This is a genomic window from Sphingosinicella sp. BN140058, from assembly GCF_004135585.1.
Taxonomy (GTDB): Bacteria; Pseudomonadota; Alphaproteobacteria; order Sphingomonadales; family Sphingomonadaceae; genus Allosphingosinicella.
The window spans coordinates 5,224,471-5,241,161 of record NZ_CP035501.1 but is presented as its reverse complement, the minus strand read 5'-3'; the positions used below and the strand labels follow the sequence as shown (position 1 = coordinate 5,241,161).

Sequence of the window (16,691 nt, the reverse complement as noted above, 5' to 3'; positions counted from 1 at the left end):
GGTCTCAGCGTTCGTGGAACACGGCCGCGGTGGTGGGAAGCCGGATACGTGCGACCAATCCGCCCTCCTTCCGGTTCTCGAATTCGAGCGCGCCGCCGAAACGGAGCAGAAGGCGATGGGCGGTCGGAATACCGAGGCCGAAGCCGGCAGTGTTGCGGGCTCTGGCCTCGTCGAGGCGGAAGAACGGTGTCAGCACATCGGCCAGGTGAGGATCCGGGATGCCGGGCCCGGAATCGTGCAGTTCCGCCAACCAGCCGTCCGCATCATGGCGAAACGACAAGGTCGCCCGCCCGCCATATTGAAGCGCATTTTCGATCAGGGGATCGAGCGCCATCTCGAGGGGTTCGCGGTAAGTGACGATCGTTGCGCGCGGCGTCTCGACGGTCAACTCCTCGCCCCAGCGCTCGCGCAATGCCGCCGCAAGCTCCGGAAGCGCAATCGGCGCCGCCTCGCCGGTGACGTGCTGCGCCCGCAGGAAGCGCTGGAGCGACGACAGCATGGCCTCCATTTCGTCGCTGCTGTCCGCGATCATCGTCCTGATGTCTTCCGCTTCGACGAAGTCGGCGGCAACCTTGATGCGACTGAGCGGCGTCCGCAGATCATGGCTGATCGCCTCGAAGGCGCTCGCCTGGTCGGTGACCATGCGTGCGAGCCGCTCCTGCATCTGGTTGAACGCCCGGCTCAGATTGCGCACATCCCTGGGCCCGGTCTCGGAAAACGACACGCGCGCCCCCTCCCCGATCCGTTCGGTTGCCTCGGCGAGGCGCCGCAGCGGTGCGCCCATCAGCCGCAGCGTGTAGAGGACGGCCATCAGGCAGACGAGCGTCAGCAACAGGGTGATCGTCGCGGCTTTCACCGCGATCGGCCAGCGCGCAGAAAGGTTGGCTGAGCGGAAGTTCAGCCATTTGCGATCGGCCAATTGCATCGATCCGACCAGATGTTCGCGCCCTCCGGTCCGCTCACTGTCGAGATGGAGCCTTCGCGCCGCCAGTTCCGGCTCCCAGCGCAGGATCTCCTGGCGGATCTCCTCGACCGCGGAACCGGGCCGCGGCACCAGCGGAGTTTGATCGACCGAAACCGCAAGGTGGCGGGTGGTCATCAGCCTGGATACCCGCTCCTTGCCGACCAGTTCGAGCCGATGGCTGACGACAAGCAGTTCCGCCGCACGCCGGGCATGATCGGCCCGCGCGGTATGGCGATCGATGACCCGGTAGAAGACCAGGCTGGCGGTCACCTGGAGCAGTGCGAGAGCAAGAATGACGAGACCGACGCGGCCGATCAGGCGCGGCGGCATCAACCTTCTCTCTCCCATCCCGCTCAGCGTCGCTCTCCTCGCCGGCGCGATCCGTCGCACCACCGCCGAAAGTGCTTCGGCTCCGGCGTCGCATCATGCCTAAGTCGTTGCCACGCGCCACTTTACAGGAAACACGGGACGCCAACGTAACAAAGTGTTGCTGACACGGCTATGTGGTTCGTCGCGGTTGCGCAGCGCCGCACCGAAACCTAGATGCGCGGCCATGCTTCCGATTGCCATGGTTCCGAGGGCGTGAGCGCACAGCTCGTTCTGCTCGTCGAGGACGATCCCGCACTGCGGACACTGACGGCGCGCGCGCTGCAGCAAAATGGCTATCGGGTCCGCACCGCGGTGTCGGGTGCGGAAATGTGGGCCGCCCTGGAGGCCGAACCCGTCGATCTGATCCTGCTCGACATCATGCTGCCGGGCACCAGCGGCATCGATCTGTGCCGGATGATCCGCCAGCGCGGTGACGTTCCGATCATCTTCGTGAGTGCGCGCGGCGAGGAGACCGACCGAGTCGTCGGTCTGGAGCTCGGCGCCGACGATTATCTCGCCAAGCCGTTCAGCACCCGCGAATTGGTGGCCCGCATCCGCGCCGTCCTGCGGCGCGGCCGGCTCGACGGCCGCCATGGTGCCGAACGTGCCCAACGGGCGGCGTTCGACGGCTGGGTCGCAGACTTCACCCGCCGCGAGGTGATTTCGCCGACCGGGGCGGTCGTGGAGCTTACCGGCGCCGAATTCGATCTGCTGACCGTCTTCCTTGATCAGCCCCAGCGGGTGATCTCACGCGAACGCCTCATCGAGCTGTCGCGCAACCGGCTCGGCGATTCGTCGGACCGGAGCATCGACGTCCTGGTCAGCCGGCTGCGCCGCAAGCTCTCCACGGATCGGGGTGCGGCGCCGTTCGTGACGGTGCGCGGCGTCGGCTACATGTTCAACGCGGCCGTCGATCGGCAATGATCTTCAAACGTCCGTCCGCGTTGCTGACGCGGATTTTCGGCATTCTCCTCCTCGCGATCGTCTTCGAGTTCGCCGCCAGCACCTTGTTCTACGAACGGGTTGCTCGTCTCCAGGTGCGTGAGGAAGAGGCGCACCGCCTCGCCGAGCATCTCGCCCTCGGATACCGCCTCGTCGGCAGCCGTCCGGCGGCGGAACGGATTGCGCTCGCCGCACGCATCTCCAGCGACAAGTTCCGCTTCGAATGGCGCAAGTCGCCGCCGCCGCTGCCGGCGATCGCGCCCGAGCTTCGCACGATGCGCGACCAGATCGTGCAGTGGGAACCGACACTGGCCCGCTCCGATCTGAGACTCTACCTTGCTGGTGGGCGTGGCCACGTCGTCGCCGGCATCGCATCCCTGCCCGACGGCAGCACCGTTCGGTTCGAAGCGGCCCATGTCGTCGAATCGGCCAGCATCGCAGCCAACCGCTTCCTGCTCGCGATCATCCCGGCCGTGGCGCTCATCATCATCGCCGGGCTGATGATCCGCCGGACGCTGCGGCCGATGGGCGAATTGGCCCGCGCCGCGGAAGCCGTCGGCCAGGGGCGCGAACTGCTCGTCGAGGAACGCGGCCCGGGCGAGGTGCGCCGGGTCATCCGCGCGTTCAACGCCATGCAGACCAGGATCCATCGACTGATCGCCGATCGCACCCAGGCGCTGGCGGCGGCGGGCCACGACCTGCGGACCCCGCTCGCACGGCTGCGCCTGCGCAGCGAGGCTATCGCCGATGCCGATCTGCGCAAGGCGATCTTCGGCGATCTGGGCGAAATGGAGGAGATGATCGAATCGCTGCTCGCCTATTTCGGCGGGGAGACGGATCCGCAGCCGCCGGTGCGCGTCGATCTCGCCGTACTGATCGACACGCTGGTCGACGAGGTGCGCGATCTCGGCGGCGCGGTGACTTATGCGGGACCGCGCCATGCCGAGATGCAGCTCCGACCTGCGGCGATAAAGCGTGCCCTTCGCAACCTGGTCGACAACGGCCTTCATTATGGCGGCGGCGCCGATGTCTCCCTGCGCATGACTAACGACTGGGCGATCATCGCGGTCGAGGATGATGGCCCGGGCATCCCGGAAGACCGGATGGAAGAGGCCCTGCGCCCGTTCTCACGGCTGGACGGCGCCCGCGCGCGCAACACGGCCGGCCTAGGCCTGGGTCTCAGCATCGTGGAGCGCATCGTCCGCAGCGAGGGAGGCGATTTCCGCATCGCCAATCGAAGCGTGCGTGGCCTGCGTGCCGAAATCCGCTTGCCGCTCGCGCCCCCGAAGAACGACTAAGGCAGCAACACTTCCTTACAGACCCGCTGCGCCGCAGCAAAGTTCGCTCCGTATCTGCAGGCTCCGATGCCCAGTGAAGGAGTCACAATCATGAACGAGCTGATCGGCCGCGTCTTCAGTTTCGAAAAGCAGGTTTATGCAGACCAGAGCGCGCTCTACTCGCGGCTCGCCACCGACGGCCAGAGTCCCAAGGCGCTGATGATCTCTTGCGCGGATTCGCGCGTCGTTCCCGAACACATCATGCAGGCGCAGCCGGGCGACCTCTTCGTCTGCCGGAATGCCGGCAACATCGTGCCGCCGTTCGGGCAGATGAACGGCGGCGTGTCGTCGACCGTCGAATATGCCGTGATGGTGCTCGGCGTTCGCGACATCATCGTTTGCGGCCATTCCGATTGCGGCGCCATGAAGGCGATCGGCAAGGATGACGTCCTCGCCTCGATGCCGAACGTCGCCGCCTGGCTTCGTCATTCCAACGCGGCCGCCAAGGTCGTCAGCGATTGCTATCCCGAGCTCGACGGTCAGGATCGCGTGCGCGCGGTGACGCTCGAAAATGTGGTGGCCCAGATCGCCCATCTGCGCACCCATCCTTCGGTCGCCGCCGGTATCGCGCGGGGCGAGATCGCGCTCCACGGCTGGTATGTCGACATCCATGCCGGCGTCGTGCTGGCGCTCGATGGCGAGACCAACCGCTTCGTCACTCTGCGCGAGGACCGCCCGCTGCCGGTCGCGCTGGCCCATGGCGCCCGACTCGCCGCCGCGCCCGAATTCGCCGAAGCCGCCGAATAAGGACGCGATCATGCCCCAATTCGCGCTGCGCGATTTCACCGCGTCCATTGTCGTCTTTCTCGTGGCCATGCCCTTGTGCATGGGCATTGCCCTCGCCTCGGGCGTGCCGCCGGAAAAGGGGCTGATCACCGGCATCATCGGCGGCATCGTCGTCGGCCTCCTCGCCGGTTCTCCGCTCCAGGTCAGCGGCCCGGCCGCGGGCCTGGCGGTGATCGTGTTCGAGATCGTTCGCGACCAGGGCCTGAGCGCGCTCGGCCCGATCCTGCTGCTCGCTGGCCTTATCCAGGTCGCGGCCGGCATCTTTCGCCTTGGCGGCTGGTTCCGGGCGATCTCTCCGGCGGTCGTGCACGGCATGCTTGCCGGCATCGGCCTGCTGATCGTGGCCGGCCAATATCATGTTCTGTTCGATGCCAAGCCGCTGCCGAGCGGGCTCGACAATCTCGCCGCAATGCCGGCGCGGCTGCTCGGCCTGGCCCCCGGTCAGTCGGGCGGCGCCGTTGCCGCCTTCGCCGTCGGCCTGCTGACGATCGGATTCATGCTCGGCTGGGAGAAATTCCGTCCGGCATCCCTGCGCCTCGTGCCGGGCGCGTTGGTCGGGATCGTCGCTGCGACGCTGGCCGCTCTGCTGCTCAGCCTCGACGTGGCGCGGGTAAACGTGCCCGATTCGCTCGCCAGCGCGATCGATTTCCCCGGAACGGAGGTCTTCGCAAGCTTCCTCAACCCGACCATCCTCGTCACCGCTGTCGCGATCGCCTTCATCGCAAGCGCCGAAACCCTGCTGTCGGCAGCCGCGGTGGACCGCATGCATGACGGCGTTCGCACCGACTACAACAAGGAACTGCGCGCGCAGGGCGTCGGCAACCTGCTCTGCGGTGCGGTCGGATCGATCCCGATGACCGGCGTGATCGTACGCAGCTCGGCGAACGTCCAGGCCGGCGCAATGACCCGCGCATCCGCGATCCTCCATGGCATCTGGATCCTCGGCTTCGTTGCCCTGCTGCCGTGGCTCTTGCGCGAGATCCCGATGGCGGCGCTTGCCGGCATTCTGGTGGTGACCGGATGGCGGCTCGTCAGCCTCCAGCACGTCAAGCACCTCCTCCATCAATATGGCCGCTTCCCCGCTTTGATCTGGGCTGGCACCTTCGTGATGGTGGTCGCCTCCGATCTGCTCACTGGCGTGCTCACGGGCCTCGCTTTGTCGATGCTCGAGTTGGTGCCGCACCTGAAGCGTATTCGTCTCAAGGTCGAAGACCGGCAGGAGGCTCCGGTCCGCGAGATCGCCCTGGACGGTGCGGCTACGTTCGTGGCGCTGCCCAAGGTCTCGGCGGTGCTCGATGCCGTGCCACAGGATGAACGGGTCACGATCAATCTGTCGAAGGTGGATCATGTCGATCACACCTTCGCCGAGATGCTCACGGAATGGCTCGGACGGCGCAAGCGGGCCGGCCATGCCGTCGAAGTCACCGGCGCGCGCGGCCGGGTGGCGCAGCTGGTGCACGCCGGATGAGCAGCGTGCGCTGGCGCCTCCCGCCAGCGACCCGGCCAGGGCCTGCCTCTGCCCCCGGCAGGCCCTGGCTTCCATTGACCGGCGGGGGCGATCAACTGCTCTGCCTGCCGGTGATCCTCGCCGGCAGGCCGATCACCGCTCTGCTCGACAGCGGCGCCAGCCGCTCGGTGCTCGATCGCCGGTGGGCCGCGTCCGCCGGTCTGGACTGTCCGACCGGCCAGCAGCTTGCCGGCCTGACCGCCACCGTCAGCGCGCAGACGGCGCGCCCCCTGACGATCAGGATCGGGGACACGCAATTGCCCCCGATCAGCCCGGCCGTGCTCGATCTGGCACACCTTTCAGCAGCCGCACGAACGCGGATCGATCTCGTGCTCGGTCAAGAAGCGTTCCTGCACAATCGGGTCGAGATCGATCCCGATCGCATGGTCGTCCGCTTCTGCCCTCGACAGGCCTCGATCGTCGGCGAGGACTGGCACCATCTGGTGCGGACGCGTGACAAACTCTTCTGCCTCGAAGTCGAGCTCGGCCGCGGCTTGCGGATGCCTGCAGTTGTCGATCTCGGCAGCAGCATCCCTCTCTATGCGGCGCGGAAGTTCGTTGACGGCGCGAATTTGCTTGAGGGGCGCCCGCATTCCACCTCGGCGAGTGTCGGCGTGGAAGGCCTCTCCGTCAGCACCGTCACCCGCCTCTCCCGGCTTAACATCGGAGGCCACCAGCTAACGGAGGTACCGCTCAGCATTCCGCAATGCTGGAATCTGGACGCGCCGATCGTCATCGGCGCACCGCTTCTCTGGAGATTCCATTCGATCCTCGATCTCGGCGCAGGGCGGTTGAGACTGCACCCGGCCGCCGGGTTCGACGCCCCGTTCGTGGCCGACCGATCCGGCCTCCACGTCGTCGCCGGGCCGGATTGCCTCGAGATCATCCACATTTCCCCCGGCAGCCCTGCCGCTGCCTCGGGATTGCAGGTCGGCGACGCGATCGTCACCGTCGACGACGAGCCGATCACCGCTCGGTTTCTCGCCGAGAACCGCAATCTCGGCCGCCGACCGACAGGCATGTCCTACCGGATCGGCGTTCGTGGAAAGCCGCCGCATCTGCTCACCCTTGCGGATTATTATTGATTACGAACAAGCGCCCGAAACATTGCCGGGCGGGCCGTGCCTGCGCTAATTGGCGGCATGCGCATCGGCCTCGCTTCCCTGCCCCATCATGCCGTTCCTGACCATGGCCTTGCCGCCCTTCAGCATCTCTTCATTGATGCGGCGGCGCAGGGCGTTGACCTCATCTGCACCCCGGAAAACTTCCTTCCGGGCATGCGCGGGGTCGGCCTGGATGTCGGTGCCTGGACCGGAGATGATCTTGCACGCGCTGAAACGGCTTTGGCGGCAATGGCCGGGGAAAGCCGCGTCGGCGCAATCATCGGAGTCGAGCGGCCCGTGACGGGCGGCCGGCATGCCTCTGCGCTGGTGATCGGGCCGGACGGTTCCGTGCTCGGGTACCAGGACAAGGTCCAGGTCGATCCGGCCGAGGACGCTCTTTTCGTTCCAGGCGACCGGCGGCAGCTTTTCGAGCTCGCCGGGGTGCCGTTCGGTGTCGCAATCTGCCACGAAGGGTGGCGCTATCCCGAAACGGTCCGCTGGGCGGCACGCCGCGGCGCCAGGATCGTCTTCCACCTCCAATATTCGCCGGCGGCGGAGCAGCCCCTGCCGGACGCATGGGCGCCGTCCGAGGGAACGATGCACGAGAAGGCCGCCATTTGCCGAGCCGCCGAGAACCACGTCTTCTTCGCGACCGTGAACTTCGCCATTCCCAATTGCCTTGCGGGCACGGCGCTCATCGGCCCCGAGGGACAGGTAATAGCCCGCCAGAAACGCGGACAGGCGGGCTTGCTGATTGCCGACGTCGACAGCAGTCTTGCCACCGGACGCTTCGCGGCGCGCTTGCGGGAAGCCGCCTACTCCTGACGACGCACGACGCCGATCAGGCGCTCGGAGCCGCACCTTCGCTGGCGACAAGAAACACTGTGGAAGACCGATCCAGCCGGAAGTGCGCGCGGCGGCAGGGATCGGCGGCAGCGCGCAGCAGCCCTGCGAGACCTGCCGCGCCCGACGGACTTGCCTCAACCCCGGCTTCTGCCGCGAGGATCGGAACCGCTGCGCCCAATTCGGTTTCGCTGACCGTCGCCGCCTCGGCGCCGTGGCGCTGCAATATGGCGAGCGCAGGCACCGAGGCGACGCCGCAGGAAAGCATTTCCGCCGTAGTCACAAGAGATCCCGGGATCGGCTCAGCGACGCCATGGCGGAGTGCGTGCCCGACGCACGCCGCTTGATCCGGCTCCACGACGATCATCCGGATGGGCGGGCCCTGACGCCGGGCGAAAGCCTCCGCAACGGCAGCGGCCAAGCCTCCGACACCAGCCTGTATAAAGGCATGGGTCATGCTCCGCCGCGCCGCCTCTTCGAGCTCGTCGATGATCCGGCGATAGCCGGCGATGACATCCGTCACGACGGGATCGTCGGTGCGTTCCGACGTGTCGGCGATCAGCAAGCCGCCGCCGCCTGCCGCGAACGTTGCTGCCCGATCCACGGCATCGTCATAGGTGCCAGACACGCGAACGATCTCCGCCCCCAATTCCCGGATGCGCGCCGCGCGGCGATGATCGACATCATCGTGCAGGAAAACGATCGCCCGCGTGGCCGCGGCCGAGGCGGCGGCAGCAACGGCCAAGCCATGGTTGCCGTCGCTGGCGCAGACGAGCGGCGGCAAATGCCGGCCGTCCATTGCGAACAGTGACTCCACCGGCGTGCCGGCGAAGCGGGCCAGCGCCGAAAGGCCGGCGGCGAGCCCACCGAGCATCTTGAAATTCCCGAAACTGCGCCTGCTCTCATCCTTGATCAGGACGGCCCCGACCCCGCAGCGAACCGCGATCGCCGGGGCAGCGATCAGCGGAGTGGCGATCGGCGTTCTGAACGCCTCGATGATCTGCGCGCGACTGGTCATGGCGCAAGCATAGGGTGGTCTCGTGCCGCCAGGGCGCGTTCGGAGGCGTTCGTGCGCGTCTTTCGGGTGCTCGGAACGGGAGATATGCGGTCGACCGGCCCGTTTCGCCGCGGCGACCCGCCCTTTTTCGACGTGAAACAGCGTTGCCCTGCTCTATTCTGCCCGTCGAGGAGTTAGGAATGGACGGCTATGACAGACGGATTTTGGCGGCGCTGCAGGAGGATGCGGACCTGACTGCCGAGCAGATGTCCGAACAGGTTGCACTCTCCCCGTCGGCGATCCAGCGCCGCATTCGTCGGTTGAAGGAAAGCGGCGTCATCGAGCGAACCGTGGCGATAACAAATCCACGCAGTCTCGGCTCACCGAACCTGCTGATCGTGTCGCTGGAGGTCGAACGGGAGCGGCCCGAACTGCTTGCCCATCTGCGTCGCTGGCTCGCGGCCGAAGAACAGGTCCAGCAGGCCTATTACGTGACCGGCAACGCCGATTTCGTGTTGATCGTCACGGCGCCGGACATGGAGCGGTACGAAGCCTTCATGACCCGCTTGCTTGCCGACAACAGCAACGTGCGCCGGTACCACACCAACGTCATGCTTGGGCATGTCAAGCGAAGCCTGACGATCCCGGTCCACGATCTCTAGTCGACCGTGTCTCCGGCCAGCGGGGTCGATCGCATCGACGGACGCTCGGCGAAAGCATCGAACCAGGCGGCAAGCTTCGGCCGTGCCGGCCGAAATGGCGGCAGGCCACGAAAATCGAGCCATTCGAGTGTCGTCGCCAGCGCGACATGGCCGATATGGATCGGTGCGTCATAATCGCCGTGCACTTCCAACCAGTCATACGCGGTCTTCAATTTCTCGGCATAACCTGCGGCGAGCGGTGGATAGCGTAAGCCCTCCGGCCGCCGGGCGGTTTCCCAGCGATAGGCGATGCCTGCTTCGGCAAGGCCCTGCGCCAACGCTTGCAGTCGCAGTGCACCGAGCCGTCTCTCGACGCCGATCGGGTAAAGGCTGCGGGCAGCCAGACCATCAAGGTAGAGACAGATGACGTCGGAATCGAACAGCGGCGAACTGCCGGGCCGCAGCAGCACCGGCACCTTGCCGAGCGGGTTCTGGGCGAATACCTCGGCATTGCGCTGCGTCGGACTGGTCTCGTGATGGACGACCTCGATGGCCTCGGCGAGGCCGGCCTCGTGCGCGAAGACCAGCACCTTGCGAGCGAACGGGGAGTGGGTCTGGTAAAGCAGTTTCATCGCGCATCCTCATTTTGCATGCCGCTTGGCGTCCGGCGGCAGCATAAGAGCGCTGCTCCACCGGATTTCGGCGGTTTGGCGGGCCACTTCGCAGTCAGGCGGCGGAACGGCAGGCGCCGATGCGGGAGAGGATCAAGCCGGCATGACGATCGGCCCTACCTTCTCGGCACGTGCGATCAGGTCGGCGCTGGCTGCGCATGCAGCCGCCGCCTCCGCACATAGCCACTCCCGAAACAGGCCGATCTTGCGGCTGCGCTGCCGCGCCACTGGATAGACGAACCAGAAGGCGCGGCCCGCGGGCACGACGAAATCGTGGGCCGCGATCAAGCGCCCCGACTCCAACTCGCTACGGAACAGAATCGGCGAGGCGATCACGATGCCATGTCCGGCAAGCGCGGCGGCGACGTCCAGATATTCGGTCGCGAGGGTAGTGCCGTAAGAGCCTGGCGGAGGACCTGCATCATATCCTCGGCTGCGGTACCAGAGCTGCCACCAATCGGCGCGCCCGAGCCGGGGTACGGCGAGCGGCGCCGCCGGATCGCCGAGACTCCGTGCCGCATCCAAGAGGGCTGGGACGCAGAGCGGCATGAACAGGCTTGGGAAGAGAGGAACCGCCCGCAGACCAGGCCAGCGGCCATCGCCGTTGCGGATGGCAGCGTCGAAACGGCCGCCGGCGAGATCCTCGGGGACATCCGACAGATCGAGTTCGAGCTGGATCTCCGGATGCAGAGTGCGAAAGTGGCCGAGCCGCGGGGCGAGCCAACTTGTCCCGATCGTCGGCAGCGTGGTGAGCGAAAGCCGCCCCTCCTCCGCCTCCGCCGCGCGCACGAAGCTTGCCCGCAGCGCGGCAAAGGCCTTGCTGGCCTCCGTCGCCACCATCTCGCCGGGCTCGGTAAGCTCGACCCGGTGCGCCAGGCGGCGAAACAGGGCGACACCGATCTGCGCCTCGAGTTGCCGGACATGGTAGCTGACCGATGCGGACGACGTGCCGAGTTCCCGTCCTGCCTTGGTGAAGCTGCCGAGCCGGGCTGCCGACTCGAAGGCGCGGATCGAGGCAAGCGAGGGAAACCGGCCGCCGAGCATAAGTCTGATTTAGCCTCCTCGCCCGATCTTCGCATAGCCGGACGGCGCATGGCGATGACAATCTTGCGCAGGCTGAATGGCAGGGAGGAAGAGAATGTATGAGAATCGAGACCCGTCCGGATTGCGTCTACCCCGGAGGGACTTCCTGCATGCCGTCTCGGCTGGCCTCGTCGCTGCGCCGCTCGCCGGCACAGCCCTCTCACGGCAACCGGAGCGCGGAGGCGATGTCGATCTTGCTGCCCGCGCCCACGACTGGGATTGGCTGAAAGGCAATTGGGAGGTCTGGCACCGCCGCCTCAAGGATCGCCTTGCCGGAAGCAACGAGTGGCAGGAATTCGGCGGCAAGAGTGCGCTTTGGCTGGCGCTCGGCGGCCTCGCAACGATCGACGACAATATCGTCGACATTCCGAGCGGAAGCTATCGCGGACTGACCGTGCGGACCTTCGATCCGGTCACCGCCTCATGGTCGATCTGGTGGCTGGACGGTCGCAATCCGGAGCGGATCGATCCGCCTGTCCGCGGTCGGTTCGGAACGGACAGTGCCACGTTCGTCGGCCCCGATACCTACAACGGGCAGCCGGTGACCGTACGATTCCGTTGGCTCGACATTCATTCGCGTCGTCCGCACTGGGAACAAGCATTCTCGCCTGACGAGGGCAGGACCTGGGAGGTCAATTGGGAAAATTTCTTCACCCGCACCGCCGCACTGGCGACGCCGCTTACTCTCTTCGAAACGCGCAACCGCGATTTCGACTTCTTGGTCGGAAAGTGGTTGGTCCGGCACCGGCGATTGACACAGCGGCTTGCGGGTAGCGACTCCTGGGAAACGTTTTCCGGGACGCTCGAAAACTGGCCGGTGCTCGGCGGCCGCGCCAACATCGGCGACAATCTTTTCGCGAAGGCCCACTCGGCTAGGCGCGGCATCGGGCTCCGCGTGTTCGATCCGAAGGCGCAGCAATGGGTGAGTTGGTGGATCGATGGCGCAGACCCGTCGGCGATCGGAAACCCGCTGCGTGGCCGATTCGAAGGCGACACCGGGACGTTCTTCGGCGATGACGTGCAGAATGGCCGGCCGGTTCGCACCCGTGTGACATGGTCGCGGGTCAGCCCCAATTCCGCGCGTTGGGAACAGGCGATGTCGACCGACGGGGGCACGACATGGGAGACCAACTGGATCAGCGACCTGCAACGCCGCGTGTGATCCGGCACCGGCGCATTCCCTCCCCCCGTCTGATCGCCCCGGAAGAACCGGCAGAGGATTTGAGGCCATCGGCAGCGAAGCCTTGGCCTTACTCCCCCGCGATTGCGGGGGTTTAAGGTCTCAGCCTCGGACCGCCAGGATCACGGCGACGATCGCCACCATCAATGCGATTGCCGCGACAAACAGCGCCAGCGCGGCAACCGCCTTCCACGAATCTTCCCGACTGGCCTGCGTGGACGCGGACACCACACCGTCGGGGCGCCGGAGGCCGGCCACATAATAATCGATCCGGACCGGGCTTGCGCCGATGGCGCCCTCGCCGAGGCGGCTCGACGTCGCGAAGACACTGCTCCCCTCAAGTTTCCGCTTACGGGTAAACATCCACATCCTCCTCGCGCCCGGCCGCGTCTGCGCGGTTGCTGCTCCAACGCCGTCTCTCACGGGCGGTGCCGCCTTTCGTCGCAAATTGTGTGAAGGGCGAAGCGCCGGGGGACGAGGCGGGCACGGCGCCGCAGCCGATCAACGAAGACCCTGTGCAGCCCCTGCAGGTTGCTCGCCGTCGAGCTCGGCGCGATCGATCCACTCAAGGTCTTCGAGCGCGAGTTCGCGTCCGTCATCAGCCCGCACGCGCATCGGCGCCATTGGCAGGCCGCTGCGTTTGTCGACAAGCACCTTGCTCCCGCCGGTGGCCGCGCCCCAGCGATCGCCCCACTGCATCAGGGTGATGATCAATGGCGAAAGGCCCTTACCCTTATCCGTCAGGGAATAAACGACCCGCCGGCGATCGATCGGATCGGGTACGCGCTCGAGGATGCCGTGCTCGACGAGCCGGCTCAGCCGATCGGCAAGGATGTTGCGGGCGATGCCGAGCGCAGCTTGAAATTCCTCGAAATGCCGCAGCTTGTTGAAGGCGGCACGCACGATCAGCAGGGACCAGCGCTCCCCGACCACATCCAGTGCCGCCGCGATGCTGCAGTCGATCGGTTGTATCTTGAAGGGCCGGGGCGCTGTCATTGCCTGTACGGTATCGATATTTGGACGCTTGTCACGCCTCGCGCCGCACGCCGCGCACTTGGCTCGTCACCGTTGCCCGACCGCAACAAAGAGGCCTTCAGCACCCAGCATCACCTTAGCGGGAGAACCCGAAGCGCTTCAGCAATTCGGCCCGCGTCGCCGTCTCGCGCTCACCCTCAGGCATCCGGCGAACGTGCTCGTACACGCCGGGACTGACCTCCCGCCACCATGGCAGATCGATCGCGCTCTGACGCTTAAGGTGCGCAAGATAATCGTCGAGGGTCGCGAATACATGGCCCTGGGCAAACGGCAATTTGGCGATGCCCTCTTTCGTCGGAGCGCCTCCCCGGTCGGACCCCACGGAACGCTCCGACGCGTTGGCGTCGATTGCCGGCTGTTCGGGCAAGGGGCGAAAAGGACTGCCTGCGGTCATCGCGGCCAAGAGGAGAACATCCACGATCATTTGTCAATCGTGCCAAATCGGATCAGTTGAGTCTATTGAAAAGGTTAACCAATTATGTTCTGCTGCCCGCATTCGCTCGATTCCCGGCGAACTTCACATGGGGGCCTAGCCACATGGCATCACCGCTAATTCGTTTCGACGCACAAGGTCGCTTTCTCAGCAATTCCTTGCTCGAGAAGTCTGGTCAGGAAATCTACAGCCCGCACGCCATCTCGGATGTGTTGAACCTCGCAGTTCCCTCCTCAATCGCCGATGAGCCGAATGGAACGGTGATTTCGGTCGGCGGCTCGCTCAGCGGTGTGATCGACGCAACGGGAGACGTCGATCGGTACACCGTCAACCTCGTCGCCGGGCAGACCTACAGCGTCTCGCTGCGCGGAACCGGCGTCAACGCGCTCAACGACACGTTCCTGACGATCGGCAGCCCGACCAACACCCTCGTCGATTATGACGACGATGGCGGCAACGGCCTCTATTCCTTCATCACCTTCACCGCCACCACGACGGGCGCTTACTCGATCGTCGCCGAGTCGTTCGCCAACCCGGGCGACCCTGGAACCGGCACCTACACGATCGATGTCCGTCAGCAGGGAACGGACTCGGTCGGCGCGACCAATGCGACTGCGGTTGCGATCGATCTCGGCACGGTGTTCGGCTTCCGCGAGACCGGAACGGACGTGGATCGCTATGCGGTCACCCTCGAAGCCGGCAAGCTCTACACCTTCCAGGTTGCCGGCGGCGCGGATTACGAGACCGACTTCGCTTCGGTTCCGACCGGTGAGCTCGACACGATCCTGCGCCTGCGCAATGCGGCCGGCACGATCGTCGGCTCCAACGACGACATCAACTTCCCGAACGACATCAGCTCCGGCTTCAGCTTCCTGGCGACGTCGAGCGGGACCTTCTACCTCGATGTCACGGCCTATTCGGGACAGACCGGCGGCTACATTCTCGAGAGCAGCCTGGTTGATCTCAGCTCGCTGGACCCGCTCGACTCGATCGATTGGGTCAATGCCGACAACGTTCCGTTCACCGACGTCAACGGTACGCCGACCGCCTACGTCTATTTCGCTCCTGCCGGCCAGAATTTCGGCGAGACGGCTGACGACGGCGTGTCGCCAATGGTCACCTTCGGCTGGAACGACTATGAAAAGCAGCAGGTGATGCAGGCGCTGGAGGAGTATGAGAAGATCCTCGGCGTCAATTATGAGATCACCACTGACGTCAACCAGGCGACCTTCCGCCTGATGACGACCTCCTCCGATGAATATGGCGCCTATTTCTATCCGCAGGATCCCTCCTACGGCACCCAGCAGGGCATCGGCGTGTTCAACGTCGACAGCGGTGGCTGGAACCTGCCAGGTCAGGCAAGCCTGCAGCGTGGCGGCTTTGCCTTTGCGGTCATCCTCCACGAATTCGGTCATGCCCATGGTCTTGCCCACCCGCACGATACCGGCGGCGGCTCGGACGTCATGCTCGGCGTAACCGGCGCGACCGGTTCCTACGGTCTGTTCGATCTCAACCAGGGTGTCTACACCGTGATGTCGTACAACGACGCGTGGGACAAGCATCCGGACGGCCCGTCGCCGTTCACCCTCGCGGGCATCGGCCGCGGCTGGTCGGGCTCGCTCAGCGCCTTCGACATCGCCAAGCTGCAGGAGCGCTACGGCGTTCACGAAGCGAACACCGGCAATGACGTCTATGTGCTGCAGGACGCCAATGCGACCGGGACGTTCTACCAGACGATCTGGGATACGGCGGGCACCGACAGCATCGAATATTCCGGCAACCGCAATGCCCGGATCGATCTGCTCGCGGCGACCTTGGATTATTCCCCGACCGGCGGCGGCGTCGTCTCGTTCGTCGACGACATCTGGGGTGGGTACACGATCGCCAACGGAGTCGTGATCGAGAACGCGTCGGCCGGCGGCGGCGCCGACCAGCTGCTCGGCAACAGCGCGAACAACATCCTGAACGGCAATGGCGGTAACGACATCCTCGTCGGTCGCGGCGGTGCGGACACGCTGAACGGCGGCGATGGTTTCGACACGGTGAGCTATGTCGGCTCCAGTGTCGGCGTAACCGCGTCGCTCGCGAGCCTCAGCGGATCGACCGGCGATGCCGCCGGCGATCGCTTCACCGGCGTCGAAGCCCTGTCAGGCAGCGACTTCGGCGACACGCTGACGGGTGGCAGCAACAACGACACCTTGAGCGGCCTTGGCGGCGACGACACCCTCTCCGGCGGCAACGGTCTCGACACCTTGCTCGGCGGTCTCGGTGCCGACAGCCTCACCGGCGGCAACGGCAACGATACGCTCGACGGCGGCGAGGGCAACGACACGCTGTCCGGCGGCAACGACAATGACACGCTGCAGGGCGGTGCCGGCAACGACACCCTCGACGGCGGCAACGGCAACGACGTTCTCAACGGCGGTGCCGGCGATGACACGCTGAAGGGCGGCAATGGCGACGACGACTTCGTCTTCAACACGGCCGGCACCGACACGATCAGCGGCTACCAGGCACACGAGACGATCGATCTCTCGGCCTTCGGGATCAACAGCTCTGCTGTCACGATTACCGCCGGCAAGATCTTCGTCGAACTCGGCGCGAACGATCTGACGATCTTCGTCCAGGGTGCGAACGTGACCATGGCGGACATCCTGTTCACCGCCTGATCGTTCGAACGCGTTCGAACCGGTCTTAGGAAGTGGCGCCTCGGCTTTAGTCGGGGCGCCATTTTCTTTGCGCGGAGAGGGGCGTGATTGTCGTCTTTTCAAGGCCGATCAAGCCCGGCAACGCGGCCTCG

At 65.7% G+C, this 16,691-nt stretch carries 16 protein-coding genes; 9 read left to right on the top strand and 7 right to left on the bottom strand.

Annotation, left to right across the window (positions count from 1 at the left end):
- Positions 1-4 precede the first annotated feature (4 nt).
- A complete protein-coding gene (locus tag ETR14_RS23780) occupies positions 5-1,294 on the bottom strand; it encodes an ATP-binding protein (protein WP_243455660.1) in 1,290 nt (429 codons plus the stop codon).
- 213 nt (positions 1,295-1,507) lie between these two features.
- On the opposite strand from ETR14_RS23780, the gene ETR14_RS23775 reads away from it, so the two are divergent.
- The 6 genes from ETR14_RS23775 (at position 1,508) to ETR14_RS23750 (ending at position 7,833) form a co-directional block, all read left to right on the top strand.
- A complete protein-coding gene (locus tag ETR14_RS23775) occupies positions 1,508-2,257 on the top strand; it encodes a response regulator transcription factor (RefSeq protein ID WP_371416729.1) in 750 nt (249 codons plus the stop codon).
- Complete coding sequence (locus tag ETR14_RS23770; protein ID WP_129389897.1) at positions 2,254-3,573, top strand: ATP-binding protein; 1,320 nt, start codon at positions 2,254-2,256, stop codon at positions 3,571-3,573. The genes ETR14_RS23775 and ETR14_RS23770 overlap by 4 nt, the downstream gene beginning before the upstream one ends.
- Before the next feature lie 90 nt (positions 3,574-3,663).
- Complete coding sequence (locus ETR14_RS23765) at positions 3,664-4,359, top strand: carbonic anhydrase (protein WP_129389894.1); 696 nt, start codon at positions 3,664-3,666, stop codon at positions 4,357-4,359.
- Between the two features lie 10 nt (positions 4,360-4,369).
- A complete protein-coding gene (locus ETR14_RS23760) occupies positions 4,370-5,866 on the top strand; it encodes a SulP family inorganic anion transporter (RefSeq protein WP_129389891.1) in 1,497 nt (498 codons plus the stop codon).
- A 110-nt stretch (positions 5,867-5,976) separates the two neighbouring features.
- On the top strand, positions 5,977-6,990 hold the full coding sequence (locus ETR14_RS23755; protein ID WP_165356597.1) for an aspartyl protease family protein: 1,014 nt from the start codon (positions 5,977-5,979) through the stop codon (positions 6,988-6,990).
- 57 nt (positions 6,991-7,047) lie between these two features.
- Positions 7,048-7,833: a carbon-nitrogen hydrolase family protein gene (locus ETR14_RS23750; protein ID WP_129389885.1), complete on the top strand. Its 786-nt coding sequence runs from the start codon at positions 7,048-7,050 to the stop codon at positions 7,831-7,833.
- Between the two features lie 16 nt (positions 7,834-7,849).
- On the opposite strand, the gene ETR14_RS23745 is transcribed toward ETR14_RS23750, so the two are convergent.
- Positions 7,850-8,869, bottom strand: coding sequence for a pyridoxal-phosphate dependent enzyme (locus ETR14_RS23745; protein WP_129389882.1), 1,020 nt, complete (start codon positions 8,867-8,869; stop codon positions 7,850-7,852).
- A gap of 179 nt (positions 8,870-9,048) precedes the next feature.
- Between ETR14_RS23745 and ETR14_RS23740 the strand changes: the two genes are divergently transcribed.
- Positions 9,049-9,510, top strand: a complete 462-nt coding sequence (locus ETR14_RS23740) for an Lrp/AsnC family transcriptional regulator (protein ID WP_129389879.1) — start codon at positions 9,049-9,051, stop codon at positions 9,508-9,510.
- On the opposite strand, the gene ETR14_RS23735 is transcribed toward ETR14_RS23740, so the two are convergent.
- Positions 9,507-10,121, bottom strand: coding sequence for a glutathione S-transferase (locus tag ETR14_RS23735; protein ID WP_129389876.1), 615 nt, complete (start codon positions 10,119-10,121; stop codon positions 9,507-9,509). The two genes, ETR14_RS23740 and ETR14_RS23735, sit on opposite strands and share 4 nt — an antisense overlap.
- Before the next feature lie 132 nt (positions 10,122-10,253).
- The gene (locus tag ETR14_RS23730) at positions 10,254-11,204 is read right to left on the bottom strand and encodes a LysR substrate-binding domain-containing protein (protein WP_129389873.1); all 951 of its coding nucleotides are present in this window, start codon (positions 11,202-11,204) and stop codon (positions 10,254-10,256) included.
- Positions 11,205-11,298: 94 nt separating this feature from the next.
- On the opposite strand from ETR14_RS23730, the gene ETR14_RS23725 reads away from it, so the two are divergent.
- On the top strand, positions 11,299-12,405 hold the full coding sequence (locus ETR14_RS23725; protein ID WP_129389870.1) for a hypothetical protein: 1,107 nt from the start codon (positions 11,299-11,301) through the stop codon (positions 12,403-12,405).
- Between the two features lie 120 nt (positions 12,406-12,525).
- Here ETR14_RS23725 and ETR14_RS23720 read toward each other — a convergent pair whose 3' ends face one another.
- The 3 genes from ETR14_RS23720 to ETR14_RS23710 form a co-directional block, all read right to left on the bottom strand.
- A complete protein-coding gene (locus ETR14_RS23720) occupies positions 12,526-12,786 on the bottom strand; it encodes a hypothetical protein (protein ID WP_129389868.1) in 261 nt (86 codons plus the stop codon).
- A 138-nt stretch (positions 12,787-12,924) separates the two neighbouring features.
- Positions 12,925-13,419: a helix-turn-helix domain-containing protein gene (locus ETR14_RS23715; RefSeq protein WP_129389865.1), complete on the bottom strand. Its 495-nt coding sequence runs from the start codon at positions 13,417-13,419 to the stop codon at positions 12,925-12,927.
- A 115-nt stretch (positions 13,420-13,534) separates the two neighbouring features.
- Positions 13,535-13,861: a hypothetical protein gene (locus tag ETR14_RS23710; protein ID WP_129389862.1), complete on the bottom strand. Its 327-nt coding sequence runs from the start codon at positions 13,859-13,861 to the stop codon at positions 13,535-13,537.
- A gap of 188 nt (positions 13,862-14,049) precedes the next feature.
- Here ETR14_RS23710 and ETR14_RS29690 point away from each other — a divergent pair, with 188 nt between their 5' ends.
- Positions 14,050-16,560: a pre-peptidase C-terminal domain-containing protein gene (locus ETR14_RS29690; protein ID WP_165356596.1), complete on the top strand. Its 2,511-nt coding sequence runs from the start codon at positions 14,050-14,052 to the stop codon at positions 16,558-16,560.
- The last annotated feature ends 131 nt before the right edge of the window (positions 16,561-16,691 follow it).

Excerpts from the sequence above, each read along its gene's own strand:
- ETR14_RS23780 (WP_243455660.1), bottom strand. The coding sequence starts at position 1,294 with ATGCCGCCGCGCCTGATCGGCCGCGTCGGTCTCGTCATTCTTGCTCTC.
- ETR14_RS23775 (WP_371416729.1), top strand. The coding sequence starts at position 1,508 with ATGCGCGGCCATGCTTCCGATTGCCATGGTTCCGAGGGCGTGAGCGCA.
- ETR14_RS23770 (WP_129389897.1), top strand. The coding sequence starts at position 2,254 with ATGATCTTCAAACGTCCGTCCGCGTTGCTGACGCGGATTTTCGGCATT.
- ETR14_RS23765 (WP_129389894.1), top strand. The coding sequence starts at position 3,664 with ATGAACGAGCTGATCGGCCGCGTCTTCAGTTTCGAAAAGCAGGTTTAT.
- ETR14_RS23760 (WP_129389891.1), top strand. The coding sequence starts at position 4,370 with ATGCCCCAATTCGCGCTGCGCGATTTCACCGCGTCCATTGTCGTCTTT.
- ETR14_RS23750 (WP_129389885.1), top strand. The coding sequence starts at position 7,048 with ATGCGCATCGGCCTCGCTTCCCTGCCCCATCATGCCGTTCCTGACCAT.
- ETR14_RS23745 (WP_129389882.1), bottom strand. The coding sequence starts at position 8,869 with ATGACCAGTCGCGCGCAGATCATCGAGGCGTTCAGAACGCCGATCGCC.
- ETR14_RS23740 (WP_129389879.1), top strand. The coding sequence starts at position 9,049 with ATGGACGGCTATGACAGACGGATTTTGGCGGCGCTGCAGGAGGATGCG.
- ETR14_RS23735 (WP_129389876.1), bottom strand. The coding sequence starts at position 10,121 with ATGAAACTGCTTTACCAGACCCACTCCCCGTTCGCTCGCAAGGTGCTG.
- ETR14_RS23730 (WP_129389873.1), bottom strand. The coding sequence starts at position 11,204 with ATGCTCGGCGGCCGGTTTCCCTCGCTTGCCTCGATCCGCGCCTTCGAG.
- ETR14_RS23725 (WP_129389870.1), top strand. The coding sequence starts at position 11,299 with ATGTATGAGAATCGAGACCCGTCCGGATTGCGTCTACCCCGGAGGGAC.
- ETR14_RS23720 (WP_129389868.1), bottom strand. The coding sequence starts at position 12,786 with ATGTTTACCCGTAAGCGGAAACTTGAGGGGAGCAGTGTCTTCGCGACG.
- ETR14_RS23715 (WP_129389865.1), bottom strand. The coding sequence starts at position 13,419 with ATGACAGCGCCCCGGCCCTTCAAGATACAACCGATCGACTGCAGCATC.